The 23420-nt window shown below is 41.7% G+C and carries 20 protein-coding genes and 2 tRNA genes; 15 read left to right on the forward strand and 7 right to left on the reverse strand.

The genetic code is table 11. The annotated features are described in order from the left end of the window. Positions 1 to 157: 157 nt before the first annotated feature. From BSAG_RS00330 to BSAG_RS00295, 8 genes are all read left to right on the forward strand, one after another. Positions 158 to 841: a tetratricopeptide repeat protein gene (locus BSAG_RS00330; protein ID WP_004316163.1), complete on the forward strand. Its 684-nt coding sequence runs from the start codon at positions 158 to 160 to the stop codon at positions 839 to 841. Between the two features lie 150 nt (positions 842 to 991). Then, positions 992 to 1486 carry a 6,7-dimethyl-8-ribityllumazine synthase gene (ribH, locus tag BSAG_RS00325; protein ID WP_004301766.1) on the forward strand — a complete coding sequence of 165 codons (495 nt, stop codon included), beginning with the start codon at positions 992 to 994 and terminating at the stop codon, positions 1484 to 1486. A 51-nt stretch (positions 1487 to 1537) separates the two neighbouring features. Beyond that, positions 1538 to 1620, forward strand: a tRNA-Tyr gene (locus BSAG_RS00320). Positions 1621 to 1628: 8 nt separating this feature from the next. Then, positions 1629 to 1701: transfer RNA gene (locus tag BSAG_RS00315), tRNA-Gly, on the forward strand. A 1220-nt stretch (positions 1702 to 2921) separates the two neighbouring features. After that, the gene (locus BSAG_RS00310) at positions 2922 to 4331 is read left to right on the forward strand and encodes a Gfo/Idh/MocA family protein (protein ID WP_008771134.1); all 1410 of its coding nucleotides are present in this window, start codon (positions 2922 to 2924) and stop codon (positions 4329 to 4331) included. Between the two features lie 114 nt (positions 4332 to 4445). Continuing rightward, positions 4446 to 5336 (forward strand): YitT family protein, encoded by an 891-nt coding sequence (locus tag BSAG_RS00305; protein ID WP_004312663.1) that lies wholly within the window; start codon positions 4446 to 4448, stop codon positions 5334 to 5336. Between the two features lie 72 nt (positions 5337 to 5408). Continuing rightward, positions 5409 to 8750 (forward strand): glycoside hydrolase family 2 TIM barrel-domain containing protein, encoded by a 3342-nt coding sequence (locus BSAG_RS00300; RefSeq protein ID WP_004312664.1) that lies wholly within the window; start codon positions 5409 to 5411, stop codon positions 8748 to 8750. A gap of 30 nt (positions 8751 to 8780) precedes the next feature. Continuing rightward, the gene (locus tag BSAG_RS00295) at positions 8781 to 9869 is read left to right on the forward strand and encodes a phosphotransferase enzyme family protein (RefSeq protein WP_004312665.1); all 1089 of its coding nucleotides are present in this window, start codon (positions 8781 to 8783) and stop codon (positions 9867 to 9869) included. 31 nt (positions 9870 to 9900) lie between these two features. On the opposite strand, the gene BSAG_RS00290 is transcribed toward BSAG_RS00295, so the two are convergent. The 3 genes from BSAG_RS00290 to truA are packed head-to-tail and all read right to left on the reverse strand — an operon-like array spanning position 9901 to position 12267. After that, on the reverse strand, positions 9901 to 10551 hold the full coding sequence (locus tag BSAG_RS00290) for a DUF3256 family protein (RefSeq protein ID WP_004312666.1): 651 nt from the start codon (positions 10549 to 10551) through the stop codon (positions 9901 to 9903). A gap of 45 nt (positions 10552 to 10596) precedes the next feature. Next, the gene (locus tag BSAG_RS00285; RefSeq protein ID WP_004312667.1) at positions 10597 to 11499 is read right to left on the reverse strand and encodes a DMT family transporter; all 903 of its coding nucleotides are present in this window, start codon (positions 11497 to 11499) and stop codon (positions 10597 to 10599) included. Positions 11500 to 11517: 18 nt separating this feature from the next. Beyond that, the gene (truA, locus tag BSAG_RS00280; RefSeq protein ID WP_004312668.1) at positions 11518 to 12267 is read right to left on the reverse strand and encodes a tRNA pseudouridine(38-40) synthase TruA; all 750 of its coding nucleotides are present in this window, start codon (positions 12265 to 12267) and stop codon (positions 11518 to 11520) included. A 128-nt stretch (positions 12268 to 12395) separates the two neighbouring features. On the opposite strand from truA, the gene BSAG_RS00275 reads away from it, so the two are divergent. From BSAG_RS00275 to BSAG_RS00265, 3 genes are all read left to right on the forward strand, one after another. Then, positions 12396 to 12893, forward strand: a complete 498-nt coding sequence (locus BSAG_RS00275; RefSeq protein WP_004314172.1) for a hypothetical protein — start codon at positions 12396 to 12398, stop codon at positions 12891 to 12893. 20 nt (positions 12894 to 12913) lie between these two features. Further along, on the forward strand, positions 12914 to 14566 hold the full coding sequence (locus tag BSAG_RS00270) for a flotillin family protein (protein WP_008645467.1): 1653 nt from the start codon (positions 12914 to 12916) through the stop codon (positions 14564 to 14566). Positions 14567 to 14723: 157 nt separating this feature from the next. Then, positions 14724 to 15854 carry an AAA family ATPase gene (locus BSAG_RS00265; protein ID WP_004314175.1) on the forward strand — a complete coding sequence of 377 codons (1131 nt, stop codon included), beginning with the start codon at positions 14724 to 14726 and terminating at the stop codon, positions 15852 to 15854. Between the two features lie 457 nt (positions 15855 to 16311). Here the strand turns inward: BSAG_RS00265 and tnpC are convergent, their stop codons facing one another. The 4 genes from tnpC to BSAG_RS00245 all read right to left on the reverse strand — a co-directional run bounded on the left by tnpC (position 16312) and on the right by BSAG_RS00245 (position 19459). After that, a complete protein-coding gene (gene tnpC, locus BSAG_RS00260) occupies positions 16312 to 17913 on the reverse strand; it encodes an IS66 family transposase (RefSeq protein ID WP_004315672.1) in 1602 nt (533 codons plus the stop codon). Positions 17914 to 18007: 94 nt separating this feature from the next. Further along, positions 18008 to 18358 carry an IS66 family insertion sequence element accessory protein TnpB gene (gene tnpB, locus BSAG_RS00255; protein WP_004315673.1) on the reverse strand — a complete coding sequence of 117 codons (351 nt, stop codon included), beginning with the start codon at positions 18356 to 18358 and terminating at the stop codon, positions 18008 to 18010. Then, positions 18346 to 18735: a hypothetical protein gene (locus BSAG_RS00250; protein WP_008771132.1), complete on the reverse strand. Its 390-nt coding sequence runs from the start codon at positions 18733 to 18735 to the stop codon at positions 18346 to 18348. Before BSAG_RS00250 ends, tnpB begins: the two co-directional genes overlap by 13 nt. Before the next feature lie 286 nt (positions 18736 to 19021). Then, positions 19022 to 19459 carry a DUF6078 family protein gene (locus BSAG_RS00245; protein WP_008020821.1) on the reverse strand — a complete coding sequence of 146 codons (438 nt, stop codon included), beginning with the start codon at positions 19457 to 19459 and terminating at the stop codon, positions 19022 to 19024. Positions 19460 to 19650: 191 nt separating this feature from the next. Here BSAG_RS00245 and BSAG_RS00240 point away from each other — a divergent pair, with 191 nt between their 5' ends. From BSAG_RS00240 to BSAG_RS00225, 4 genes are all read left to right on the forward strand, one after another. After that, positions 19651 to 20511 carry a hypothetical protein gene (locus tag BSAG_RS00240; RefSeq protein WP_004315676.1) on the forward strand — a complete coding sequence of 287 codons (861 nt, stop codon included), beginning with the start codon at positions 19651 to 19653 and terminating at the stop codon, positions 20509 to 20511. A gap of 82 nt (positions 20512 to 20593) precedes the next feature. Then, positions 20594 to 21271, forward strand: a complete 678-nt coding sequence (locus tag BSAG_RS00235) for a DUF5715 family protein (RefSeq protein ID WP_008020814.1) — start codon at positions 20594 to 20596, stop codon at positions 21269 to 21271. Between the two features lie 101 nt (positions 21272 to 21372). Continuing rightward, the gene (locus tag BSAG_RS00230; protein ID WP_004315678.1) at positions 21373 to 22320 is read left to right on the forward strand and encodes a PhoH family protein; all 948 of its coding nucleotides are present in this window, start codon (positions 21373 to 21375) and stop codon (positions 22318 to 22320) included. A 13-nt stretch (positions 22321 to 22333) separates the two neighbouring features. Further along, positions 22334 to 23278 carry a phosphoribosylaminoimidazolesuccinocarboxamide synthase gene (locus BSAG_RS00225; protein ID WP_004315679.1) on the forward strand — a complete coding sequence of 315 codons (945 nt, stop codon included), beginning with the start codon at positions 22334 to 22336 and terminating at the stop codon, positions 23276 to 23278. Positions 23279 to 23420 lie beyond the last annotated feature (142 nt).

Consider the following 23420-nt stretch of genomic DNA (forward strand, 5'->3'; position numbering starts at 1 on the left):
GTACACGTTAATTTGTTCACAAAAGTAGCAAGATTTTCGTGGTTTTCGGGTGTAAAACAAAAAAAGATGCTTCTAAATTTCATTTGTAGATATAAAAAAACTACTTTTGCGAGTCGAAATATCAAACTGTGAATAATAACAAAAAGAATCATATAAAATGGCAGAACAAAAGAATCAGAACGAACATCTGAACGTAGAAGATGCACTGACACAATCGGAAGCATTTCTTATCAAGTACAAAAACGCAATTATTGGCGGTGTTGTTGCTGTGATTATTATTGTAGCAGGTTTTATCATGTACAAAAACCTCTATGCTGAACCACGTGAAGAAAAAGCACAAGCAGCTCTTTTCAAAGGACAGGAATACTTTGAACAGGATGCTTTTGAACAGGCTTTAAACGGTGACAGCATCGGTTACACAGGTTTCCTGAAAGTAGCTGATGAGTACAGCGGAACAAAAGCAGCTAATTTAGCAAAAGCTTATGCTGGTATTTGCTACGCACAACTTGGCAAATATGAAGAAGCAGTGAAGATGCTGGATAGCTTCAATGGAAAAGACCAAATGGTTGCTCCGGCAATCTTGGGTGCTGCAGGTAACTGCTATGCACAACTTGGCCAACTGGACAAAGCTGCCTCTACTTTACTGTCGGCAGCAGACAAAGCTGACAACAACACATTAAGCCCGATTTTCCTGATACAAGCCGGAGAAATCCTGGTAAAACAAGGAAAATATGACGATGCAGTAAACGCTTACACTAAGATCAAGGATAAATACTTCCAGTCTTATCAAGCTATGGACATCGACAAATATATCGAACAGGCTAAATTGATGAAAAAATAATACCTTATTATATAAGGAGATCGAGGCACGGATTACACCGGATTAAGCGGATTATCTATTAAAACCGTGGAATCCGTGAAATCCGTGCCTTTCTTCTTAATTTCCCATACTCTCAAACTTCATTTTATAATTCTCAACTTTTAATTTACTATGGCAACAGCTTACCATAATTTATCCGAATATGATTTCAATTCCGTTCCGAATGCAGAAGCAATGAAATTTGGCATTGTCGTATCCGAATGGAACTTCAATATTACCGGTGCTTTACTGAAAGGCGCAGTCGATACATTAAAAAAACATGGAGCAAAAGACGAAAATATTCTAGTAAAAACTGTACCGGGAAGTTTCGAACTAACTTTTGGCGCCAATCAAATGATGGAAAATTGCGATCTTGATGCAATTATTGCAATTGGTTGCGTAATTAAAGGAGATACTCCACATTTTGATTATGTTTGTATGGGAGCAACCCAGGGAATTACCGAATTAAACGCAACTGGCGATATACCAGTTATTTACGGATTAATTACCACAAATACAATGGAGCAAGCAGAGGATCGTGCCGGTGGCAAACTGGGTAACAAAGGAGACGAATGTGCAATTACTGCAATAAAAATGATCGATTTTGTTTGGAGTTTAAATAAATAGTTGTATCTTTGCACCGCAATTGAGAAACAAACCTCCTCAAAAGCAAAAAAAGGGCAAATACCAGAGTGGCCAAATGGGGCAGACTGTAAATCTGCTGTCTTTCGACTTCGGTGGTTCGAATCCATCTTTGCCCACAAAAATTGCGGAAGTAGCTCAGTTGATAGAGCATTAGCCTTCCAAGCTGAGGGTCGCGGGTTTGAGCCCCGTCTTCCGCTCTCCAAAGAGAATCTGAGAAATTAGATTCTCTTTTTTTTGTTTTACTTTAGACCGCTAAGATTATGAAACGGCGGCATATCCCTAAAAATTAATTCATTCCGGTACGGAAATGATCCCAAGATACTACCGCTGACAATAACTCGTCAATATGCAGCTTTTATTTCTTTCTCTTGCTTATATTATTCTTTCAATTGCCTAACGAGTTATCGTTTGACAGTTGTTGAACGAACGCTTGACATATGTTGAACTATCGCTTGACTATAGTTAAACGAAAACTACTTAGGCAATGAATAACTATCAATAGGTAAACGATTGCTTAAAAATAACTAATAAAATCATTAGTGGCAATTGATTCCAAACTATGCAGTTTTGAATAAAATAATGAAGCATTTTGGAAACGTTGTGGTAAATCTGAAAAAGATGATTGAGTTTTTAAGATTCCCCGTTATCTTTTTATTATAAAATATGGGTCAAAGGTGAGGGATGGTGAGGGTAGATTTATAACCTTTTATTTTATTATTTTCTATACTATCTCCTTTTTTATCTATAAAAAAAATACGAAAGTTATAAATCTACCCTCACCACCCCTCACCCTTGACCCATTCATTAGCGCACCGTTTAACTCGTTTCTATGCTGTTCTTAATTAAATGGGAATTTTGCAGTTAGGCTGAAAGCCTTACAATTATATATTTATTGGGGTGCCCTGAAAGGGCTTAATTATATAGCGTAGGGCAACGCCCTACGAAAAAAACACACCAGCCACAAGCCCTGAAAGGGCGGAACTGTATACAATTATGCCCTTTCAGGGCGCAAATTCAGATTGTCGTTTTTACGTAGGGCGTTGCCCTACGCTATATAATTAAGCCCTTTCAGGGTACTCCGCAAAATTATCATTTAGCTCATTTCCGTACAGAAATGAACTATAATGGATTACCGGCTTATGTAGTTAATCAAAACAAAAGTAGTAAACGTTAAGCAATTCTAAAAAGACCACTTCTTTTTAGGAAAGACCTTCTAACGGCCTGTCTTTTATATGTATTTGTCGATACACAAGACTATACAAAATCAGGTAGAAAAAGTTTGAATCATTTTCTACCTCATAATAGAAGTTTATGATGAAAATATCAGTTATAAATATAAATAATTGGCTAATTAATTACTATTTTTGACACGTAAATGAAAAACAGCGAATAACCCCTATTAAAAACTTAAAATATGATGAAGAAACTACTCACAGCCACTGCTATCGGCTTGGCTTTGTTAACTTGGCACACCAGTTGTACTCAACAACCAAAGGCTCCGGAAGCCTTTACTCCTATCAAAGTAGAAACTCCTGCCCGCCCTGCCGGACAAGAAGATGTAATCCAACTCGTTACTCCTAAAATTGATACCGTACGTGTCGGTTTCATCGGCTTAGGAATGCGTGGTCCCGGCGCCGTAGCACGCTGGACTCATATTCCGGGAACTAAGATTGTAGCGTTATGCGACCTGCTTCCCGAACGTGTTGAAAAATCACAAGAAATTTTGAAGAATGCCGGACTCCCTGTAGCTGCTTCTTACAGCGGAGAGGAAGATGCATGGAAAAAACTTTGCGAACGGGATGATATTGATCTTGTATACATAGCTACAGACTGGAAGCATCATGCTGCAATGGGTGTCTATGCCATGGAACATGGCAAGCATGTAGCCATCGAAGTTCCTGCCGCTATGACATTGGATGAAATCTGGCAGTTAATCAACACTTCTGAAAAGACCCGCAAGCATTGTATGCAGCTCGAAAACTGTGTATATGACTTCTTTGAACTGACTTCTTTAAATATGGCACAACAGGGCGTATTCGGAGAAGTGCTTCATGTAGAAGGTTCATATATCCACAACCTGGAAGATTTCTGGCCTGAATACTGGAACAACTGGCGAATGGATTATAATCACCTGCATCGCGGTGACGTATATGCGACTCACGGTATGGGCCCCGCTTGTCAGGTACTTAACATCCACCGTGGCGACCGTATGAAAACATTGGTATCTATGGATACGAAAGCTGTCAACGGACCGGCTTACATTAAAAAACAAACAGGAGAAGAAGTGACCGACTTCCAGAATGGTGACCAGACTTCGACCTTGATTCGCACAGAAAATGGCAAAACGATGCTGATCCAGCACAATGTAATGACACCCCGCCCATACAGCCGCATGTACCAGATAGTGGGAGCCGATGGTTATGCAAGCAAATATCCGATTGAAGAATATTGCCTGCGACCTACACAAGTTGATTCTAAAGATGTGCCTAATCATGAAAATCTGAATGCACATGGCTCTGTATCCGAAAATGTAAAGAAAGCCTTGATGGACAAATATAAAGATCCGATTCACATAGAGTTGGAAGAAACTGCCAAGAAAGTAGGCGGCCACGGTGGTATGGACTTTATCATGGACTACCGTCTGGCATATTGCCTGCAAAATGGATTACCATTAGATATGGACGTTTATGACCTGGCAGAGTGGTGTTGCATGGCCGAACTTACCAGACTTTCCATCGAAAACAATTCTGCTCCGGTAGAAGTTCCCGATTTCACTCGCGGCGGATGGAATAAAGTACAAGGCTATCGTCACGCTTTTGCAAAATAAAACTGAATATATCCTTTTAGCACGAACATAATGAACCAATCCGGCTTCTCCCCCAAAGCCGGATTATTCATGGGTTCGTGTTTGAACATTTTATAGATTATCATAATCACTTTTATGAAAACAGCTATTCCAAAACCTTCTAAGCAAAGCATTATCCGTGAAGCCAGAGATTATGTAATGATTGCCATCGGCATGATTTTGTATGGCATCGGTTGGACCGTTTTTCTACTTCCGAACGATATCACTACCGGGGGAGTACCGGGTATTGCTTCTATTGTATATTGGGCTACGGGGTTTCCCGTACAGTATACGTACTTCAGCATCAACTTCTTTTTACTGCTACTGGCCCTCAAATTGCTGGGGATGAAGTTTTGCATTAAAACTATTTTTGGAGTATTTACCCTCACCTTCTTTCTGTCCGTCATTCAAAAGCTGACAGCAGGTTTCGGACTCCTTCACGACCAGCCCTTTATGGCATGTGTCATTGGAGCATCCTTCTGTGGAGGTGGTATAGGGGTTGCTTTTTCGGCAAACGGAAGCACAGGAGGCACGGATATTATCGCAGCCATCATCAACAAATACCGAGACATCACATTAGGAAGAGTCGTACTCATCTGCGATATGATTATTATTTCTTCCAGTTATTTTGTCTTAAAAGACTGGGAAAAAGTGGTGTATGGATTTGTAACTCTTTATATTTGTAGCTTCGTTCTCGACCAGGTAGTGAATAGTGCCCGCCAATCCGTACAGTTCTTTATCATATCCAATAAATATGAAGAAATAGGACGGCATATCAACGAATATCCACACCGGGGAGTTACGATTATCAATGCAACCGGCTTTTATACAGGACGAGAAGTAAAGATGATGTTCGTATTAGCCAAGAAGAGGGAATCGCCTATCATCTTCCGGTTGATTAAAGATATAGACCCGAATGCATTTGTGTCACAAAGTGCTGTCATCGGAGTTTATGGAGAAGGATTCGATCATATCAAAGTAAAATAAAAAAGAAATGAAAAACCAATATTGAGAAACATGAAATTTCGACCAACCCCCAATTTATTAACAAGCATTTTCATGGGAATATTTTCCCTGACAACATTTAATGTAATGGCTGAAAAAGCCGTGAAACCCTATTGGCAGGATGTGCAAGTAGTTGAAGTCAACAAAGAGTATCCACGCACTTCTTTTATGACATACAACAATCGCGCTGATGCCTTGAGTGGCAAGTTCGAACGAAGCAAGTATTACCGCTTGCTGAACGGAACCTGGAAATTCTACTTTGTAGACTCTTACAAAAAGCTTCCCGACAACATTACTGACCCGAATACGAATACAGATTCGTGGAATGATATTCAGGTACCCGGTAACTGGGAAGTACAAGGACACGGAATAGCCATCTACACCAATCATGGTTATGAATTCAAGCCGCGCAATCCGCAACCTCCGGCTCTTCCCGAAGCGAATCCGGTGGGAGTTTACCGTCGGGATATTGATATTCCGACAGATTGGGACGGACGGGATATCTACCTGCATCTGGCAGGAGCCAAGTCCGGCGTATATGTATATATCAACGGGCAAGAAGTTGGATATAGCGAAGACTCCAAAAATCCGGCAGAGTTTCTTATTAACAACTATGTGAAGCCCGGCAAAAACGTGCTTACCGTTAAAATCTTCCGTTGGAGCACTGGTTCCTATCTGGAATGTCAGGACTTCTGGCGCATGAGCGGTATTGAACGCGATGTTTATCTGTATTCACAACCTAAAGCAGCCCTCAAAGATTTCCGGGTGAAGTCTACCCTGGATGACAGCTACAAGAATGGAATCTTCAGCTTGAATGTCGATTTGAGAAATCACGAGAAGGCAGCAACTAATCTTACATTAGTTTATGAGCTATTGGATGCACAGGGAAAAGTAATCTCTACTGAAGAGAAGACCGCCTATATCCCATCGGACGAAGTACGTACACTTTCTTTCGATCAGAAGCTGGCAGATGTCAATACATGGACATCCGAACATCCGAATCTGTACAAACTGCTGATGACCGTCAAAGAGAATGGCAAAATAAATGAGATTATTCCTTTTAATGTAGGATTCCGCCGTATTGAGATCAAACCTATCGAACAAAAAGCTGCTAACGGAAAGCCATACGTTTGCCTGTTCATCAATGGTCAGCCACTGAAACTGAAAGGGGTAAATATCCACGAACACAACCCGTCAACAGGTCATTATGTAACAGAAGAGTTAATGCGTCGTGACTTCGAGCTTATGAAGCAACATAACCTGAACAGCGTACGCCTCTGCCACTATCCGCAAGACCGCCGTTTCTACGAACTTTGCGATGAATACGGTCTTTATGTATACGATGAAGCCAATATCGAAAGCCACGGATTGTATTACGATCTTCGGAAGGGTGGTTCATTGGGTAACAATCCCGAATGGCTGAAACCACACATGGACCGTACCATCAATATGTTCGAACGTAACAAGAACTATCCGAGCGTCACCTTCTGGTCGTTGGGAAATGAAGCCGGAAACGGATATAATTTCTATCAGACTTACTTGTGGCTGAAAGAGGCTGACAAAGAGCTGATGAATCGCCCGGTCAACTATGAGCGTGCTCAATGGGAATGGAACTCCGATATGTATGTTCCGCAATATCCGGGTGCCGACTGGCTGGAAAATACAGGAAAGAACGGCAGCGACCGTCCTGTAGCTCCTTCCGAATATGCGCACGCAATGGGAAACTCCACCGGAAACCTGTGGGGACAATGGCAGGCGATTTACAAATATCCGAACCTCCAGGGTGGATATATCTGGGACTGGGTAGACCAAGGTCTTCTCCAGAAAGATGAGAATGGAAGAGAATACTGGGCTTACGGAGGTGACTTCGGTGTAGACGCGCCGAGCGATGGCAACTTCCTCTGCAACGGTCTTGTCAATCCGGATCGTGGTCCGCATCCGGCAATGGCTGAAGTGAAATATGTACATCAGAATGTAGGCTTTGAGGCAGTAGATGCCGCTGCCGGTATATTCAAAATCACCAACCGTTTCTATTTCACCAATCTGAAAAAGTATCAGATTCACTATAGCGTACTCGCTAACGGAAAGACTATAAAAGGTGGAAAAGTATCTTTGGATATTGCTCCGCAGGCATCCAAAGAATTCACCGTACCGGTAAACGGCTTGAAAGCCCAATCGGGAGTGGAATATTTTGTAAACTTCAGCGTGACAACCACAGAACCTGAACCGTTGATTCCAACAGGATATGAAATAGCATACGACCAGTTCCAGCTTCCTATCCAGGCAGAGAAAGCTATTTATAAAGCAAACGGTCCGGCACTGAAAACAACGACTCAAGGAGATGAGCTAATCGTTTCTTCTTCCAAAGTGAATTTTGTATTCAACAAGAATAGCGGATTAGTTACCTCGTATAAAGTGGACGGCACAGAATATTTCAAAGACGGATTTGGTATTCAGCCTAACTTCTGGCGTGCTCCTAATGATAATGATTATGGTAATGGCGCTCCTAAACGTTTACAGGTATGGAAGCAATCAAGCAAAAACTTCCACGTAACGGATGCAACCATGACAACAGAAAATAAGGTAGTTTCCTTACATGTGACCTACTTATTGGCTGCCGGCAACTTGTATGTTGTCACATACAAAATCTATCCGAACGGAGTAGTCAATGTAAATGCCAAATTCACGTCAACAGATATGCAGGCAACAGAAACTGAAGTTTCCGAAGCTACCCGCATGGCTACGTTTACTCCCGGAAGTGACGCTGCCCGCAAGGCCGCTTCCAAACTGGAAGTTCCCCGTATCGGTGTTCGTTTCCGCTTGCCGGCACAGATGAACAATGTACAATACTTTGGCCGTGGTCCGGAAGAGAACTATATCGACCGTAATCATGGAACTCTTGTTGGCGTATATAAGACAACAGCAGATAAAATGTACTTCAACTATGTACGTCCACAGGAAAACGGACATCACACAGATACCCGTTGGATCGCTTTATCTCCCGTCAAAGGAAACGGCCTGGTTTTAGTAGCCGACAGTACGATCGGTTTCAATGCCTTGCGCAACTCTATCGAAGACTTTGACTCTGAAGAGGCTCTGCCCCACCCTTACCAATGGAATAACTTTAGCCGGGAAGAAGTAGCCAATCATGATGAGAATGCCGCCCGTAATGTATTGCGGAGAATGCATCATGTAAACGACATCGTTCCAAGAGATTTCGTAGAGGTTTGTGTGGACATGAAGCAACAAGGTGTAGGCGGATATGACAGTTGGGGTGCACGCCCGGAACCTTTCCACCAAATCCCGGCTAATCGTGATTACCATTGGGGATTCACATTAGTACCTGTTCGCTCGGCTAATCAGGCCAACGAGGCGGCTAAATACGATTATCGATAACCTTAGTATAAATTTTTAAAGAAAAAACCCATGAAAGATTTATCTAGCATTGTAGCTAATTTTAAAGTCCAAGGTACGATAGAAGAAATCAAACCTTTGGGTACAGGACTTATTAACGACACTTACAAAGTAAACACCAAAGAAGCAGATGCTCCCGACTACGTTTTGCAACGCATCAATCATGCCATTTTTCAGAATGTAGAGATGCTTCAATCCAATATTACCGCTGTCACCAATCATATTCGCAAGAAACTAACGGAGGCAGGAGAAGCGGATATAGAACGCAAGGTTTTGAGTTTCCTCGAAACAGAAGAGGGTAAAGCATATTGGTTCGACGGTGATAGCTACTGGCGTGTGATGGTATTCATCCCACGCGCCAAAACGTATGAGACAGTGAATCCCGAATATTCAAATTATGCTGGAGAAGCTTTTGGTAACTTCCAGGCTATGTTGGCCGATATTCCGGAAACATTGGGTGAAACCATACCTGACTTCCACAATATGGAGTTCCGCCTCAAACAACTACGTGAAGCTGTTGCGAAAGATGCTGCCGGACGGGTATCGGAAGTGAAATACTATCTGGACGAAATAGAGAAGCGTGCAGATGAAATGTGTAAAGCAGAACGTTTATATCGTGAAGGAAAACTCCCCAAACGTGTTTGCCACTGCGATACGAAAGTGAATAACATGATGTTCGACGAGGATGGCAAAGTGCTTTGTGTCATCGACCTGGATACGGTAATGCCCAGCTTTGTCTTCTCCGATTATGGCGATTTCCTTCGTACAGGCGCCAACACGGGTGATGAGGACGATAAAGACCTTGATCGTGTAAACTTCAATATGGAAATATTCAAAGCGTTTACCAAAGGCTATCTGAAAGGAGCCAAATCATTCCTGACTCCAATTGAGATTGAGAATCTTCCTTATGCAGCCGCTTTATTCCCATACATGCAGTGTGTACGGTTCTTGGCAGACTATATCAATGGAGATACTTATTATAAAATCAAATATCCGGAACATAATTTGGTTCGTACTAAAGCACAATTCAAACTGCTTCAAAGTGTGGAAGCCAACACACCGGAAATGATCGCATTCATCAACGAATGCTTAAAGAGTTGAGAATAGAGGAAAAAAGAGAATGGAGAATTATCTATTTGGTAAAGGTTCCATTCTTCCAATGATAAACAATCGGACGGCGGAGAAACGGTTTCAGTTTCTCTGCCGTTTCTGTTGACATATAATCAGGAGTAGCCAATGTAACAGTCAATTCTGTATTTTCTTTATTAAAATCGGCTTTCATCAATAATATATCTGCCGAACGGCGTGCCTCGTCAAACTCATAAACACCTGCTGAATCCGGCGTATTCAGAAAGTCGCCCATCACAGGAAGGGTAATAAAAAGAGATGCTGTAAGCGGTTTCCAGTCATCTGTATAGAAACGGATACTGCTGTCGCAGGCAGGTGCACAAGCTGTAGAGACTGTACAGATCACATTCGTCGAGTCATTCAAAGCCAACACTTTCATTTGCCAGGTAGATTGAGAAGACATCTGCATACGGATATAATCTTTACTTAGATCAGTCATCTCCGACTTTTTGCCGAAACGATTCTCTACTTGCGCTTTCATCTTACTTTCCAAGAAGTCAATACAATCTTCCCGGTTTACTTTGGTTAGTAACGGGCTTAGAGAATCCGGCATATTCACAAACAGTGTTTTGGCTTCTTGTGCCCAAAGAACGGTCGAAGCAAAGAGCCCGACAGCAGAAAAGAATATAGTGATTACAAGTTTATTTATTTTCATATCTATCTTATTTAACCTGCGACAAACAGATTTTGTGTAACTGTTTTAATTTTTAGACCCCAAATATAAGAATATCATTCCGATTAACACCAGTATAAGGTCAATCGCTTTGCTTTTTAAATTCTTTTCACGGAAGAGAAGTGCACCGAAAGTGAAAGAGACTACTACACTTCCCCGACGGACCATCGAAACAATGGAAATCATGGAATCGTCATAGCTCAATGCGTAAAAGTAAACGAAATCGGCAGCCGAAAGGAAGATAGAAATCAGGATAATCGTCCAGTCCCAGCGAAACGGGGTGGTAGACTTTCTTTTAGGGCACCAAAGCAATAACAGAATAGGACACATAATAAATACCTGATAAACATTATACCAGGATTGTACCAGCATCGGATTCAGAGACTTCATCAGATATTTATCATACAATCCGCTGATAGCGCCTGTAATGGCAGCCAGTACGATAAAGAATATCCATTTGTTATGTTTAAAATCAATTCCTTCTTTCTTCCCCGAACGACTTAACATAAAGAAAGAAACAATGGCCAGCATTACCCCGATCCATTGATAGAGATTCAACCGTTCGCCAAATACCAGCATCGCTCCCACGAGCACCATCACCGGACGAGTGGCGTTGATAGGTCCTACTATGGTTAAAGGCAGATGTTTCATTCCGAAATATCCGAATATCCACGAAGACAACACGATGAACGACTTGATGATGATATATTTATGCTGTTCCCAACCAACAACGGGAACATTAAATATCGTTCCTCCCAACAGGTCCGGTTTATATACGGATATCAGGATAAACGGCAGAAAGATGAGACTGGAAAAAAATGTATTTAGAAACAAAACGGGAAGTACCGCATTATCTTTCAACGATTTCTTCTTGAATACATCATAAAAGCCCAGCAAAGTAGCCGAGAGAAATGCTAATAATAACCACATGAGAATATTTATTATTTATTATTCAAATATACTTTCGGGATATTCCACATTTACCAGAAACAGGGCTTGCCCCGGAGCAGATGTCCCGGCTTTGCAACGGTCTTGTTGTTCGATAACCCGCCGGAAGCCTTCAACAGTAAGTTTCCCTCGTCCCACTTCAATCAGCGTACCTACGATAGCTCGCACCATATTTCGCAGGAAACGGTCGGCACGGATGGTAAACACCCAAGTAGCATCATCTTCCTGCGTCCATTCGGCATGAGTGATATGGCAGATATTGGTCTTTACATCCGTATGAAGTTTGCTGAAGCTCGTAAAGTCAGTATACTCGAAAAGGGTACGTGCAGCTTCGTTCATGAGTGCATAATCCAACTGATTATAAACTCGCCAACGATATTGCCGGTTAAAAGGATATTTCGATGTCGTTACATAATACTTGTAAGTTCGCGCAGTCGCATCAAAGCGGGCATGCGCATCCGGATTGACACGGCAAACCCGGTAAACGGAAATGTCCGGAGGCAGTAGACGATTTAATTTATCGGCAACAGATACTTCATCCAACAGCTCATCGAAGTCAAAATGAGCAACCATCAGGGAAGCATGTACCCCGGCATCTGTCCGGCCTGCCCCTATTACTTCAATTTCGCGACGCAGAAAGGTAGACAATGCTTTCATCAGGCATTCCTGCACACTAATCCCATTCGGTTGAATTTGCCAACCATGATAGTTGGTCCCGTCGTAAGCCAAATAAATAAAATACCTTTGCACGCTAATTCCTCATTTTAGGGTTTTCGCGCGCAAAATTAATCATTTTATCTCATTTATCTTTGTATAATTCACATAAACCTGTATATTTACAGGACAAAATAATCATGATTTACTAATACCCCACAATTATGAGTAGTACCATTTTCCTCATCATCGCCCTCGTCACGACAGGCATCTTTCTTATCCAATTCGTATTATCCATCTTTTTCGGAGATATAGATGCAGATGTAGACGTGGATGCTGATATCAGTAGTGTAGTTTCTTTTAAAGGACTTACCCATTTCGGAATTGGATTCGGCTGGTACATGTATCTAGCGGGAAACACGGAAATGCAAAGTTACGTCATCGGTATTCTAGTAGGGCTTTTCTTTGTTTTCGCCGTCTGGTTCCTCTATAAAAAAGCTTATCAACTGCAACAAGTGAACCACAACGAGCAGACCGATCAGCTTGTGGGACGGGAATGTGTGATCTATTTCAAACAAAGCGACAGCAAATATACTGTACAGACCACCCGGGACGGAGCCATGCGCGAAGTAGACGTCATCTCCGAATCCGGAAAAGCATATCAGACTGGCGACAGAACAATGATCACCAGCTATAAAGACGGAACGCTATTCATTCAATAATTATTCAAATACACAATTTTATGACACAAGAAATGTTAATCATGGCTGCTATATTAGTGGCAGTCATCCTACTCACTTTTATTGGTATCCTTTCGCGTTACCGCAAATGTAAGAGTGATGAAGTCCTCGTTGTATATGGTAAAACGGGAGGAGATAAGAAGTCTGCAAAACTATATCATGGTGGTGCGGCTTTTGTATGGCCGATTATTCAGGGATATGAATTCTTATCCATGAAACCAATGCAGATCGAATGTAAACTGACCGGTGCATTATCCGCTCAAAACATTCGTGTAGATGTGCCGACTACAATTACTGTAGCTATCAGCACCGATCCTGAAGTGATGCAAAATGCTGCTGAACGTATGCTGGGATTAACAATGGATGACAAGCAGAACTTAATTACTGATGTTGTATATGGTCAGATGCGTATGGTGATCGCCGATATGACTATCGAAGAATTAAATTCAGACCGAGATAAGTTCCTGGCTAAAGTGAAAGATAACATCGATACCGAACTTCGCAAATTCGGTTTGTATCTGATGAACATCAACATCAGTGATATTCGCGACGCTGCCAACTACATTGTCAACTTAGGTAAGGAAGCTGAAAGTAAAGCACTGAACGAAGCACAGGCTAACATCGAAGAACAGGAAAAGCTAGGTGCTATCAAAATTGCCAATCAGATAAAGGAACGTGAAACGAAAGTAGCAGAAACCCGCAAAGATCAGGATATTGCTATTGCAGAAACAAAGAAACAACAGGAAATCTCCGTTGCAAATGCGGATAAGGACAGAATCTCGCAAGTAGCCATTGCCAATGCAGAAAAAGAATCACAAGTAGCAAAGGCTGAAGCTGAAAAGAATATCCGTATCGAGCAGGCAAATACAGAAAAAGAAAGCCGTGTTGCCGAACTAAACTCGGATATGGAAATCAAACAGGCGGAAGCTGCCAAGAAAGCTGCCATCGGACGAAATGACGCACAGAAAGAGGTAGCACTTTCCAATGCGGAACTAGCTGTAACACAAGCCAATGCCGATAAGCAAGCAGGTGAAGCTGCCGCAAAATCGGAAGCTGCCGTACAAACGGCACGCGAAATTGCGCAAAAGGAAGTGGAAGAAGCTAAGGCACGGAAAGTGGAATCTTCATTGAAGGCTGAAAAGATTGTTCCTGCGGAAATCGCCAGACAGGAAGCCATCCTTCAGGCAAATGCCATCGCTGAAAAGATTACCCGCGAAGCGGAAGCACGTGCAAAGGCTACTTTAGCACAAGCCGAAGCGGAAGCAAAAGCTATCCAAATGAAACTGGAAGCAGAAGCGGAAGGTAAGAAACGGTCATTACTTGCTGAAGCGGAAGGTTTCGAAGCAATGGTAAGAGCAGCCGAATCGAATCCGGCTATCGCTATCCAATATAAGATGGTAGACCAATGGAAGGAAATCGCCGGCGAACAGGTAAAGGCGTTCGAACACATGAACTTGGGAAATATCACTGTATTCGACGGAGGAAACGGTGGAACTAGCAATTTCCTGAATACATTAGTAAAGACAGTAGCTCCGAGCCTTGGCGTATTGGACAAGCTTCCTATCGGTGAAACTGTGAAAGGTATTATTAATCCGGAAAGCAAAACGGAGGAAAAGCCTGCAACTAAAGCTGACGAGAAAAAAGATAAGAAATAGTTGTAATCCGACATAATATACGCTGATGAGAAAAGAATGATTACTTGTTCTCATCAGCGTTTGTTTTTTATATAATTCAAATAAATCTTTGAATATTCCAGATTTATTACGTTCTTTGTGTTACATAAAACATGTAACGTAAAATATGTAATAAGTCATGAAGCCATACAATCCATTCCTTGTATACGGTTACAACAGTCCCGAATACTTTTGCGATCGGGAGAAAGAAACTGATAAAATGATTTCAGCTTTACTAAATGAACGTAACCTGACCTTAATATCCCCCCGACGCATGGGAAAGACGGGACTCATCAAAAATGTATTCTATCAAATGAAGCGGGAAAATAATCCGAATGCTGCCTATTTTTATATGGACATTTACTCCACACGTGATTTAAAAGCATTCATCCAGTTACTTGCTCAAAATGTACTTGGAGAATTAGATACTCTGTCCCAAAACATACTCCGGCAAATGACTGCTTTCTTCAAATCTTGCCGTCCTATTATCAGCGCTGACGAAAGAAGTGGTATGCCTACCGTAACATTAGACTTTGCTCCTACCCACGCTGAACAAACATTGAAAGAAATACTCAATTATATGGTAGCCTCAAAGAAACAGTGTTATCTTGCCATTGATGAATTCCAACAAATTACAGAATATCCGGAAAAAGGTGTAGAAGCATTGCTCCGCTCTCATATCCAATTCATGCCCAATGTACATTTTATCTTTTCCGGAAGTAAAAAGCATGTAATGGAAGAAATGTTTACTTCTGCAAAACGTCCTTTTTATCAAAGTACCCAAATCATTGTATTAACGGAAATCCCACTGGAGAATTATTATTCGTTCGCACACTCATTCTTTGCTAAGGAAAAAAGAGAGTTGACACTAGAAACATTTTCTTATTTGTACCAACTTGAAAACGGACACACATGGTACGTCCAAAGTATACTCAACCGATTGTATGAAAAGAAAATCAACCCCATTGATAACCGACTGGTAGATAGATGTATAAACGACATTTTAGATGAACAGGAAACCATATATCAAAGTAACCTGACTCTACTAACCAACAATCAAGTAGATTTATTGAAAGCTATTGCCACAGAAGGCTGTATAAAAAGCATAAATGCCAATGACTTCATCAAAAAGCATCATTTAAAAACGCCCAGCAGCGTTAACGTGGCACTAAAATCCTTACTGAATAAAGAACTGATATATAATACACCAGATGGGTATATTGTCTATGACCGTTTTTTCGGAAAATGGCTGAAAGATGCAGTAATCTAATACGCACTAGAAATGATTGGTTCTTCTTCAAATTCCGTGCTAGTAAAGCTCATTGAAAGGTTGATGGATAAAGGGATATCGGCATATTAGAAATAGCAAATAAATTATCCAAGCTATATGCATCTTAAAGTACCCCGGAATAGCCATGAATAAGGTTATTGAACATAAATAAGTAGCACGGAATTTGATTAAGAACCAAATGATTTCGCGAAATCATTTCTCATGTTCTCATACTTCACATGATAATTATCTGTAATTCAAAGCAATAGCACTATGAGAAATACTTTTTAAAAAGGTGTTTCTCATAGTATTTTGCCTGAAATGTCATAAAAAACCGGTATTTCTCATACTTTCATCATGCATTTCTCATACCGGAACTGCTATATAATACCTACATAATGTAAGCGTCTCGGCGATGCCGTCCCCCCCCTCAAAAAATAGAAGTAGCATCTCCTCTTTATGTTTCAATCCTACTTCTATTTTCTTTCCATTTGTCCGGCAATAAATTTCTATATACCTTTATGTCCGTATTTGGTGGTAGCTTTGCCGCTTTATTGATTACCTCCGTGATATATTCGAAGGTATTTATTCCCTGCATTCTGCATGAACAGGCCAGCGAATAAAATAAGGCACCTCTTTCCGCCCCCTTATGGCTTCCAAAGAAAAGGGAATTTCTTCTGGACAGTGATATATATCGGTTGTACCGCTCGACCAAATTATTGTCCAAGTAGTAATATCCTTCAGTAAAGATGCCCTTAATGGCCTCCCATTGCGAGAGCATATAGTCAACCGCTCCCGCCATCTCACTTTTGGGAAGCAAGTCAGGCTTACTCTTTATCCTGAGCAGTTCCCTTTTTATTTCGCTGAGTATCTGCGGCGCATACCTTTTCCGGTGCCTGAGGTTATCTTTGTCTGTCCATCCCTGTCGACCAACACAGTGTTCATGTTCTTTTTGATACAGCTTGTTCGTCAGTTCAACGATCTTTTGTGCTTCCGGTTCCTCCTGTACCTCAAGGAACTTCCTTTTGACATGCTGCAGGCAGGCGATTCTTTTAATTCCCGGATAGGCGTCACTTTCCAATTTTCTATACGGACTGTATGCGTCACTTTGTACTGTCCCCTCATATTCGGAAAGAAGGTCAAAAAGCACCTTCCCGCTACGGGAGCCATTCTCGTAGAGGTACAGTATCAATTTCTGCTTGACCGCGACGGCCGCCCAGATATACCCCTGCCTTACCCCTTTGCCTCTACTGTTCTTCTCTTCCACAAGGACTTTGTGGTAACTTTCATCACAACAAAGATAAGAGTCTTCAAGCACGGCCATTCTCAACGCCCTGTAAAGGTTTTCCAACACTTCGGCCGCTCTGCCCAGCAGGTGATGCGCGGTGGGCTTTTCAAGCTCAAATCCGCTTTCACGGAAGAAGCCGATAATCCGCTCCACACTCATAGAGTAGATATAGCGCAACTGGCATAAACCCGCTACAAAAGATCCGTCGTAGTTTGAGTTAAGGAAAGGTGCCTGGGGAGCGGAACCGCAGAAGACTGTTCCGTTTAAGCTATAAATGTTTTGCCGGTAGACAAGCTTTTCAAATTTCGGAGGAGTGTAGACATAACGGATAGAATCACGGTATCCCATGAATTTGGCAAGGGATATGCTGAAAAGGGGATGTTCGGGATTGACTTCGATTACCTTCTCTTCCAGTTCAAAATGCTCCTTGCGTTTGGATTTATTGTTTCCCCGCTCTTTGGGAGAAGGGCATGGACGGGAGGGAGCCGTCTGCCGGACCGCCTCCGCTTTACCCGGTACCTGCTTTTCAGACTCGTTGTTTATAAGTTTGCCTAAGCCACGACTGATGTTCTCCTGTTTTTTCAGTTTACCATTTTTCAAGGTCAACGCCTCTTCTAATGAATGGACACTTTCGGTTAATTGCCGGACCTGCATCGTCAATTCGCAGATAAGCAGCTGCCCATGCTCCTCACGCCTGGCAGCCGCTTCAAGCTGTTCTTTTAAAGATCTGATTTGATCCTCCAGAAGTTCTATGAGCCGGTCCTTTTGCATGTGTCAAAGATAAGAAAAAAGAACCGGAAGACAAATAAATCAGCGAAGTATTTGTAATGTAATATATTGATATATAGATTATTACATCAGTGTATCACTTCAACCGGAACCGTTTCCTGCATTTGGCAGACCGGAGCGAGACGCCCTGCATTATCAAAAGAAAAGTCTTCCATGAGAGCTCATAAGACCCTGTATCGGGATTAAAACGGGGAACCTCAAAGGTACCTTCTTCCAGTCGTTTCTGATAGAGAATAAAACCGTCCGTATCCCACCGCAAAATTTTAACCATGTCACGTTTGCGGGAGAAAAACACAAATACATCACCCGAAACGGGAGAAAGGGACATGTCGGACTTGACAAGCCGGTAAAGTCCGGTCATGCCTTTACGCATATCAACATAATGCTGGCACAGATAATAATGCATGCCATCGGTTAAAGCAAACATGACTCTTCCTCCTGAATTTTACTGTTATAACGGTCGATAAAACGGCTGACGCTAAAAGAGCTGCCTTGCTTGATAGAGACAGTCACTCCGTCAGGGAAAGTGATGGTAACCCCGTAAAGCATATCCGGAGAGGAGGAAGGGGAAGAGCAGACCGGAAGCAAACGGCTGAAAGAGGATGCAGGCTCTTTAGCGGTGGTGACGGAAGAGGAGGGACGCAACTCACGGATACTGATGCCGTGACGGGAAAGCCAAAGACACATACCATGGTAGTTTACATGTCGTTCACGGCAATAACTACGAAGAGTTAAGGCAGGAGAAGAACATAAACAGGATTTATAATCCGATAAGGTACGGGTGTACAAGTCATGTGCAGTCATAAGATGTGGTTTTTTATTATGACGCAAAGCTAAAAGGAAAAATTAAGATAGAAAATATGGCATCACCGAGACGCTTACTACATAATAAATGTCAACCCAACCCGAAGATAAAAAAAAGGCAGCCAACTATTATCAGGGTATTACAGCCCCCGGTAGTCCCACATATTGTGGGAAAAGATTCCCTAGCTGGAGAGAATTTATTCCCTCATTTTGAGGGAATAAATTCCCATAATATAAGAGAATACTTTCCCACAATATATGGGATTACCGGAACTAACGGATATACTTACCCAAGATCATAGTATTCGATATATTCATCATATTGAGGCGTTTCTGTAACTCCCCTCTTTCGAAAAAGTTCTTGTATATACTTTTGTTCCTTTGGTTTAATCAACCGTTCTTTATTGCAACAACGATAATAGATCGTTTTGCCGAAGTAGGCTATCATCTGTCGCTTGATAACGGTGGCATCAGCAAGCGGCACCCGATCCAGCAAATGTTTCATTCCCCGTGCAAACAACACCGGCTTTTCATCAATAAAGTAAGTACAGTCTTCACCATCGGAGGTGACATGTTCGGGATTAATAACCATTACAGCAGCCCGCTCTTTCGGCATTCGGAGAGTTACTTGTCGTCGCAGACATTTGTCCGCACGCAAACAATGTCCATTCAAGCAATGAGCGAAGCTAACGGGCATAGAATTGTAATCGAAATCTGTTTTCATGTGTGTTATGTTTAGTGGAAAAGTGGCCTATTTTTATAAACCGCTACAAATGTATGAAAATAGCTGGAGGACAAGAAATAAATACACTATTTACTTCAACACATTGATAAAATCTTTATATTTGCCTCCAACATCAATACAGGAACTTATAAAACTATATCTCTCCTGCAAAACTATAAAACAGAATAATCATGAAGACAAAACATTTACCTGGAGCACTACTGTCATTTCTCTATACAATTATCTTTTTTAGCTGTGGAAATAACGATGAAAAAAAGATATATTCTTTATCCTTCGAAAAAGAGTATTACGAACGACCTTTGTTAGGAACAACCAATATCACCATCACAGGTGGAAACAGGGACTACACCGTAACTGTAGAAAAAACTGACATTTTAAATATAGATGTAGATTTGTCCAGTTCGATAGGAATGGGAAGCTTAAGGGTCACCCCAAAAAAGAAAGGAGAAACAAAGGTGAAAGTAAAAGATAATATCACCAACGAAACAGTTGATTTAAGAATTAAAATAACAGACAGCTATTTGGCGTACGCTATAGAAAAAAGTAATCATCCGGCACTTTCCAATGGCACTGTAGTTTATCTGATTAACAATGAAGCTAAAGAATGCTATTTTTTCCGTTATATTGAGTTTAGAGACGAACTATCTCACACTCCAATAGCAAAAGGAACATACGACTTTTTCACCAAGTTAGAAAGCGGTTCCGGCAACTCGTCTCCTACATACGCCATACCTTATTTAACATTAAATTATACATCTGACGAACAAGAAAATTTCACGGATGCATCAGTTCCCCCCACCCCTCACAAATTAAGATTTGAGCTATACGATGGGGTTACGAGTGCAAATGCTGTCCTAAATCTTATATCAAGATTTCTAGGTGTAGATTGGAAAGAACTTGTAGAAAAAGCTCTTACCAGAAGCGAACATACAATAGTACCCACACTAAAAACAACAATTGACAATACAGATTATACCATAATAGGTATATTAAATACCTATCCTGAAATACCAGAGAATATTTTGGAATAACCTCAAAAGTATGGAATTGAAAATAATGCAAAGCATGGAACGTATGAAAAAATAGCGTATATTTGCGAGCAAAAAATATAAAATGACTATTTATAAGCTTCGCATATTACCGCTATTTTTACTAGTTATTGGGCTTACAACGCTTACTTCGGGCTGCAAAAAGAAAGACATGTCGCTGAAACTGAATGAGCCACGCAATATTCGTGGCGTCGTCAGCTATAAACGTTCTTTCCCTGATTTGAATGACGCACATCTGGAAGTAGCCAAAAAGATAGGTATCCGTCCATTGGCAGACCGGGAAGCAGCAGAAGATATGAAAGAAAAGCTAACTCATATTACCGACAATGAGTTTTATGTAGTAGATTCACTGACACACTCTATCCCCTATCTCGTACCGCGTGCCAGTGCACTGCTCGATACAATCGGTTCCAATTTCCTCGATTCATTGGCAGCCAAAGGTCTAAACCCCAACCAGGTAATTATTACTTCCGTACTGCGTACCGAAAACGATGTGAAACGCCTCCGCCGTCGCAACGGAAATGCTTCCGCCAACTCGGCACACTGCTTTGGAGCCACCTTTGATGTCAGTTGGAAACGTTTCAAAAAGGTAGAAGACAAGGATGGAAGACCGTTACAGGATGTAAGTGCCGATACACTGAAACTTGTCTTGTCCGAGGTTTTAAGAGACCTGCGACAAGCTGAAAAATGCTACATCAAATATGAATTGAAGCAAGGATGTTTCCACATCACCGCCAGATAATCGGGAGATGAGTATAAAATGCAATAAAATTCACCTCCAAACAATCAGAGAATCCAAAACGTTTGATTAAATTTGCAGAAATTTTTCTTTAATACAACTTAATGATAGAGAAGCTGATTGTTCTTGAGGACATTGATCCGGTTATTTTTTACGGTGTAAACAACGCCAACATACAGTTAATTAAAGCTTTATATCCAAAGCTACGCATAGTTGCCCGAGGCAATGTCATCAAAGTGCTGGGCGACGAGGAGGAAATGTGTGCCTTCGAGGAAAATATCACCAAACTTGAAAAGTACTGCGCCGAATATAATTCACTGAAAGAAGAAGTCATCATTGACATTATAAAAGGAAATGCTCCGCAAGCGGAACAGACAGGAAACGTGATTGTGTTCAGCGTCACGGGCAAGCCTATCATCCCCCGAAGCGAAAACCAGTTGAAACTGGTAGAAGGATTCGCCAAGAATGATATGGTATTCGCCATCGGTCCGGCAGGTTCGGGAAAAACATACACCGCTATTGCCCTTGCCGTGCGTGCATTGAAAAACAAAGAAATCAAAAAAATCATTCTTAGCCGCCCCGCCGTAGAAGCCGGAGAAAAGCTCGGTTTCCTGCCCGGCGACATGAAAGATAAGATCGATCCATACCTGCAACCTTTATATGACGCCTTGCAGGATATGATACCTGCCGCCAAGTTAAAGGAATACATGGAATTGAACATTATCCAGATTGCCCCGTTAGCCTTTATGCGCGGACGTACGCTGAATGATGCAGTCGTCATATTGGACGAAGCCCAGAATACTACCGCACAACAAATCAAAATGTTCCTCACCCGTATGGGTATGAACACCAAGATGATTGTGACGGGAGACATGACACAGATTGACCTTCCCGCTTCACAAACGTCAGGATTGGTGCAAGCCCTCCGCATCTTGAAGGGAGTGAAAGGGATCAGTTTTGTTGAACTGAATAAGAAAGATATTGTACGCCATAAACTGGTGGAACGTATCGTGGATGCTTACGAAAAGTTCGATAAAGAAGCGAAATTTTAATATATATATCATTATGAAAGCATTAACAAAAACAGATTTCAACTTTCCGGGACAGAAAAGTGTGTACCACGGAAAAGTGCGCGATGTGTACAACATCAACGGCGAAAAACTCGTCATGGTAGCAACCGACCGTATTTCGGCCTTTGACGTAGTACTACCTGAAGGTATTCCTTACAAAGGACAAATGCTGAACCAGATTGCAGCTAAATTCCTCGATGCCACTACTGACATCTGTCCGAACTGGAAAATGGCTACTCCGGACCCAATGGTAACAGTGGGTGTGTTGTGTGAAGGTTTTCCGGTGGAAATGATTGTACGTGGTTACCTGTGCGGTAGCGCATGGCGGGCTTACAAAAGCGGTGTACGCGAAATATGCGGCGTGAAATTGCCGGACGGAATGCGCGAAAACCAAAAATTCCCCGAACCGATCGTCACTCCGACTACGAAAGCAGAAATGGGATTACACGACGAAGACATCTCTAAAGAAGAAATCCTGAAACAGGGATTGGCTACTCCAGAAGAGTATGAAATCCTCGAAAAATATACATTAGCCCTTTTCAAACGCGGTACTGAAATCGCAGCAGAACGCGGACTGATTCTCGTAGATACAAAATACGAATTCGGCAAGCACAACGGTACTATCTACCTGATGGATGAAATCCACACTCCGGATTCAAGCCGTTATTTCTATGCTGAAGGTTATCAGGAACGTTTCGAAAAAGGCGAACCACAGAAACAACTTTCTAAAGAGTTCGTTCGCGAATGGTTGATGGAAAACGGTTTCCAGGGCAAAGACGGTCAGAAAGTGCCTGAAATGACTCCGGCTATCGTACAAAGCATCAGTGACCGTTACATCGAATTGTTCGAAAACATCACCGGTGAGAAGTTTGTGAAAGAAGATACCACCAACATCGCTGAACGTATATTCAAAAACGTTGAAACGTTCTTGAATCGTTGATAGTCAACAAATGACAGATAATAAATGATAGTTGACAGATAATGAATGACAGTTCGTATGCAATTCATCGCATATAACTTCAACCTTAATTATTATCCGCCAACTATCATTTATCAACTATCATCTTCCAACTATCATTTAT

The sequence above is a fragment of the Bacteroides sp. D1 genome, assembly GCF_000157095.2.
Lineage (GTDB): Bacteria > Bacteroidota > Bacteroidia > Bacteroidales > Bacteroidaceae > Bacteroides > Bacteroides xylanisolvens.

Excerpts from the sequence above, each read along its gene's own strand:
- BSAG_RS00250 (WP_008771132.1), bottom strand. The coding sequence starts at position 18,735 with ATGACTGCACATGACTTGTACACCCGTACCTTATCGGATTATAAATCC.
- BSAG_RS00300 (WP_004312664.1), top strand. The coding sequence starts at position 5,409 with ATGGGAATATTTTCCCTGACAACATTTAATGTAATGGCTGAAAAAGCC.
- BSAG_RS00290 (WP_004312666.1), bottom strand. The coding sequence starts at position 10,551 with ATGAAAATAAATAAACTTGTAATCACTATATTCTTTTCTGCTGTCGGG.
- BSAG_RS00225 (WP_004315679.1), top strand. The coding sequence starts at position 22,334 with ATGAAAGCATTAACAAAAACAGATTTCAACTTTCCGGGACAGAAAAGT.
- BSAG_RS00285 (WP_004312667.1), bottom strand. The coding sequence starts at position 11,499 with ATGTGGTTATTATTAGCATTTCTCTCGGCTACTTTGCTGGGCTTTTAT.
- BSAG_RS00305 (WP_004312663.1), top strand. The coding sequence starts at position 4,446 with ATGAAAACAGCTATTCCAAAACCTTCTAAGCAAAGCATTATCCGTGAA.
- tnpC (WP_004315672.1), bottom strand. The coding sequence starts at position 17,913 with ATGCAAAAGGACCGGCTCATAGAACTTCTGGAGGATCAAATCAGATCT.
- ribH (WP_004301766.1), top strand. The coding sequence starts at position 992 with ATGGCAACAGCTTACCATAATTTATCCGAATATGATTTCAATTCCGTT.
- tnpB (WP_004315673.1), bottom strand. The coding sequence starts at position 18,358 with ATGTTTGCTTTAACCGATGGCATGCATTATTATCTGTGCCAGCATTAT.
- BSAG_RS00295 (WP_004312665.1), top strand. The coding sequence starts at position 8,781 with ATGAAAGATTTATCTAGCATTGTAGCTAATTTTAAAGTCCAAGGTACG.
- BSAG_RS00265 (WP_004314175.1), top strand. The coding sequence starts at position 14,724 with ATGAAGCCATACAATCCATTCCTTGTATACGGTTACAACAGTCCCGAA.
- BSAG_RS00240 (WP_004315676.1), top strand. The coding sequence starts at position 19,651 with ATGAAGACAAAACATTTACCTGGAGCACTACTGTCATTTCTCTATACA.
- BSAG_RS00310 (WP_008771134.1), top strand. The coding sequence starts at position 2,922 with ATGAAGAAACTACTCACAGCCACTGCTATCGGCTTGGCTTTGTTAACT.
- BSAG_RS00270 (WP_008645467.1), top strand. The coding sequence starts at position 12,914 with ATGACACAAGAAATGTTAATCATGGCTGCTATATTAGTGGCAGTCATC.
- BSAG_RS00235 (WP_008020814.1), top strand. The coding sequence starts at position 20,594 with ATGACTATTTATAAGCTTCGCATATTACCGCTATTTTTACTAGTTATT.
- BSAG_RS00245 (WP_008020821.1), bottom strand. The coding sequence starts at position 19,459 with ATGAAAACAGATTTCGATTACAATTCTATGCCCGTTAGCTTCGCTCAT.
- BSAG_RS00230 (WP_004315678.1), top strand. The coding sequence starts at position 21,373 with ATGATAGAGAAGCTGATTGTTCTTGAGGACATTGATCCGGTTATTTTT.
- BSAG_RS00275 (WP_004314172.1), top strand. The coding sequence starts at position 12,396 with ATGAGTAGTACCATTTTCCTCATCATCGCCCTCGTCACGACAGGCATC.
- BSAG_RS00330 (WP_004316163.1), top strand. The coding sequence starts at position 158 with ATGGCAGAACAAAAGAATCAGAACGAACATCTGAACGTAGAAGATGCA.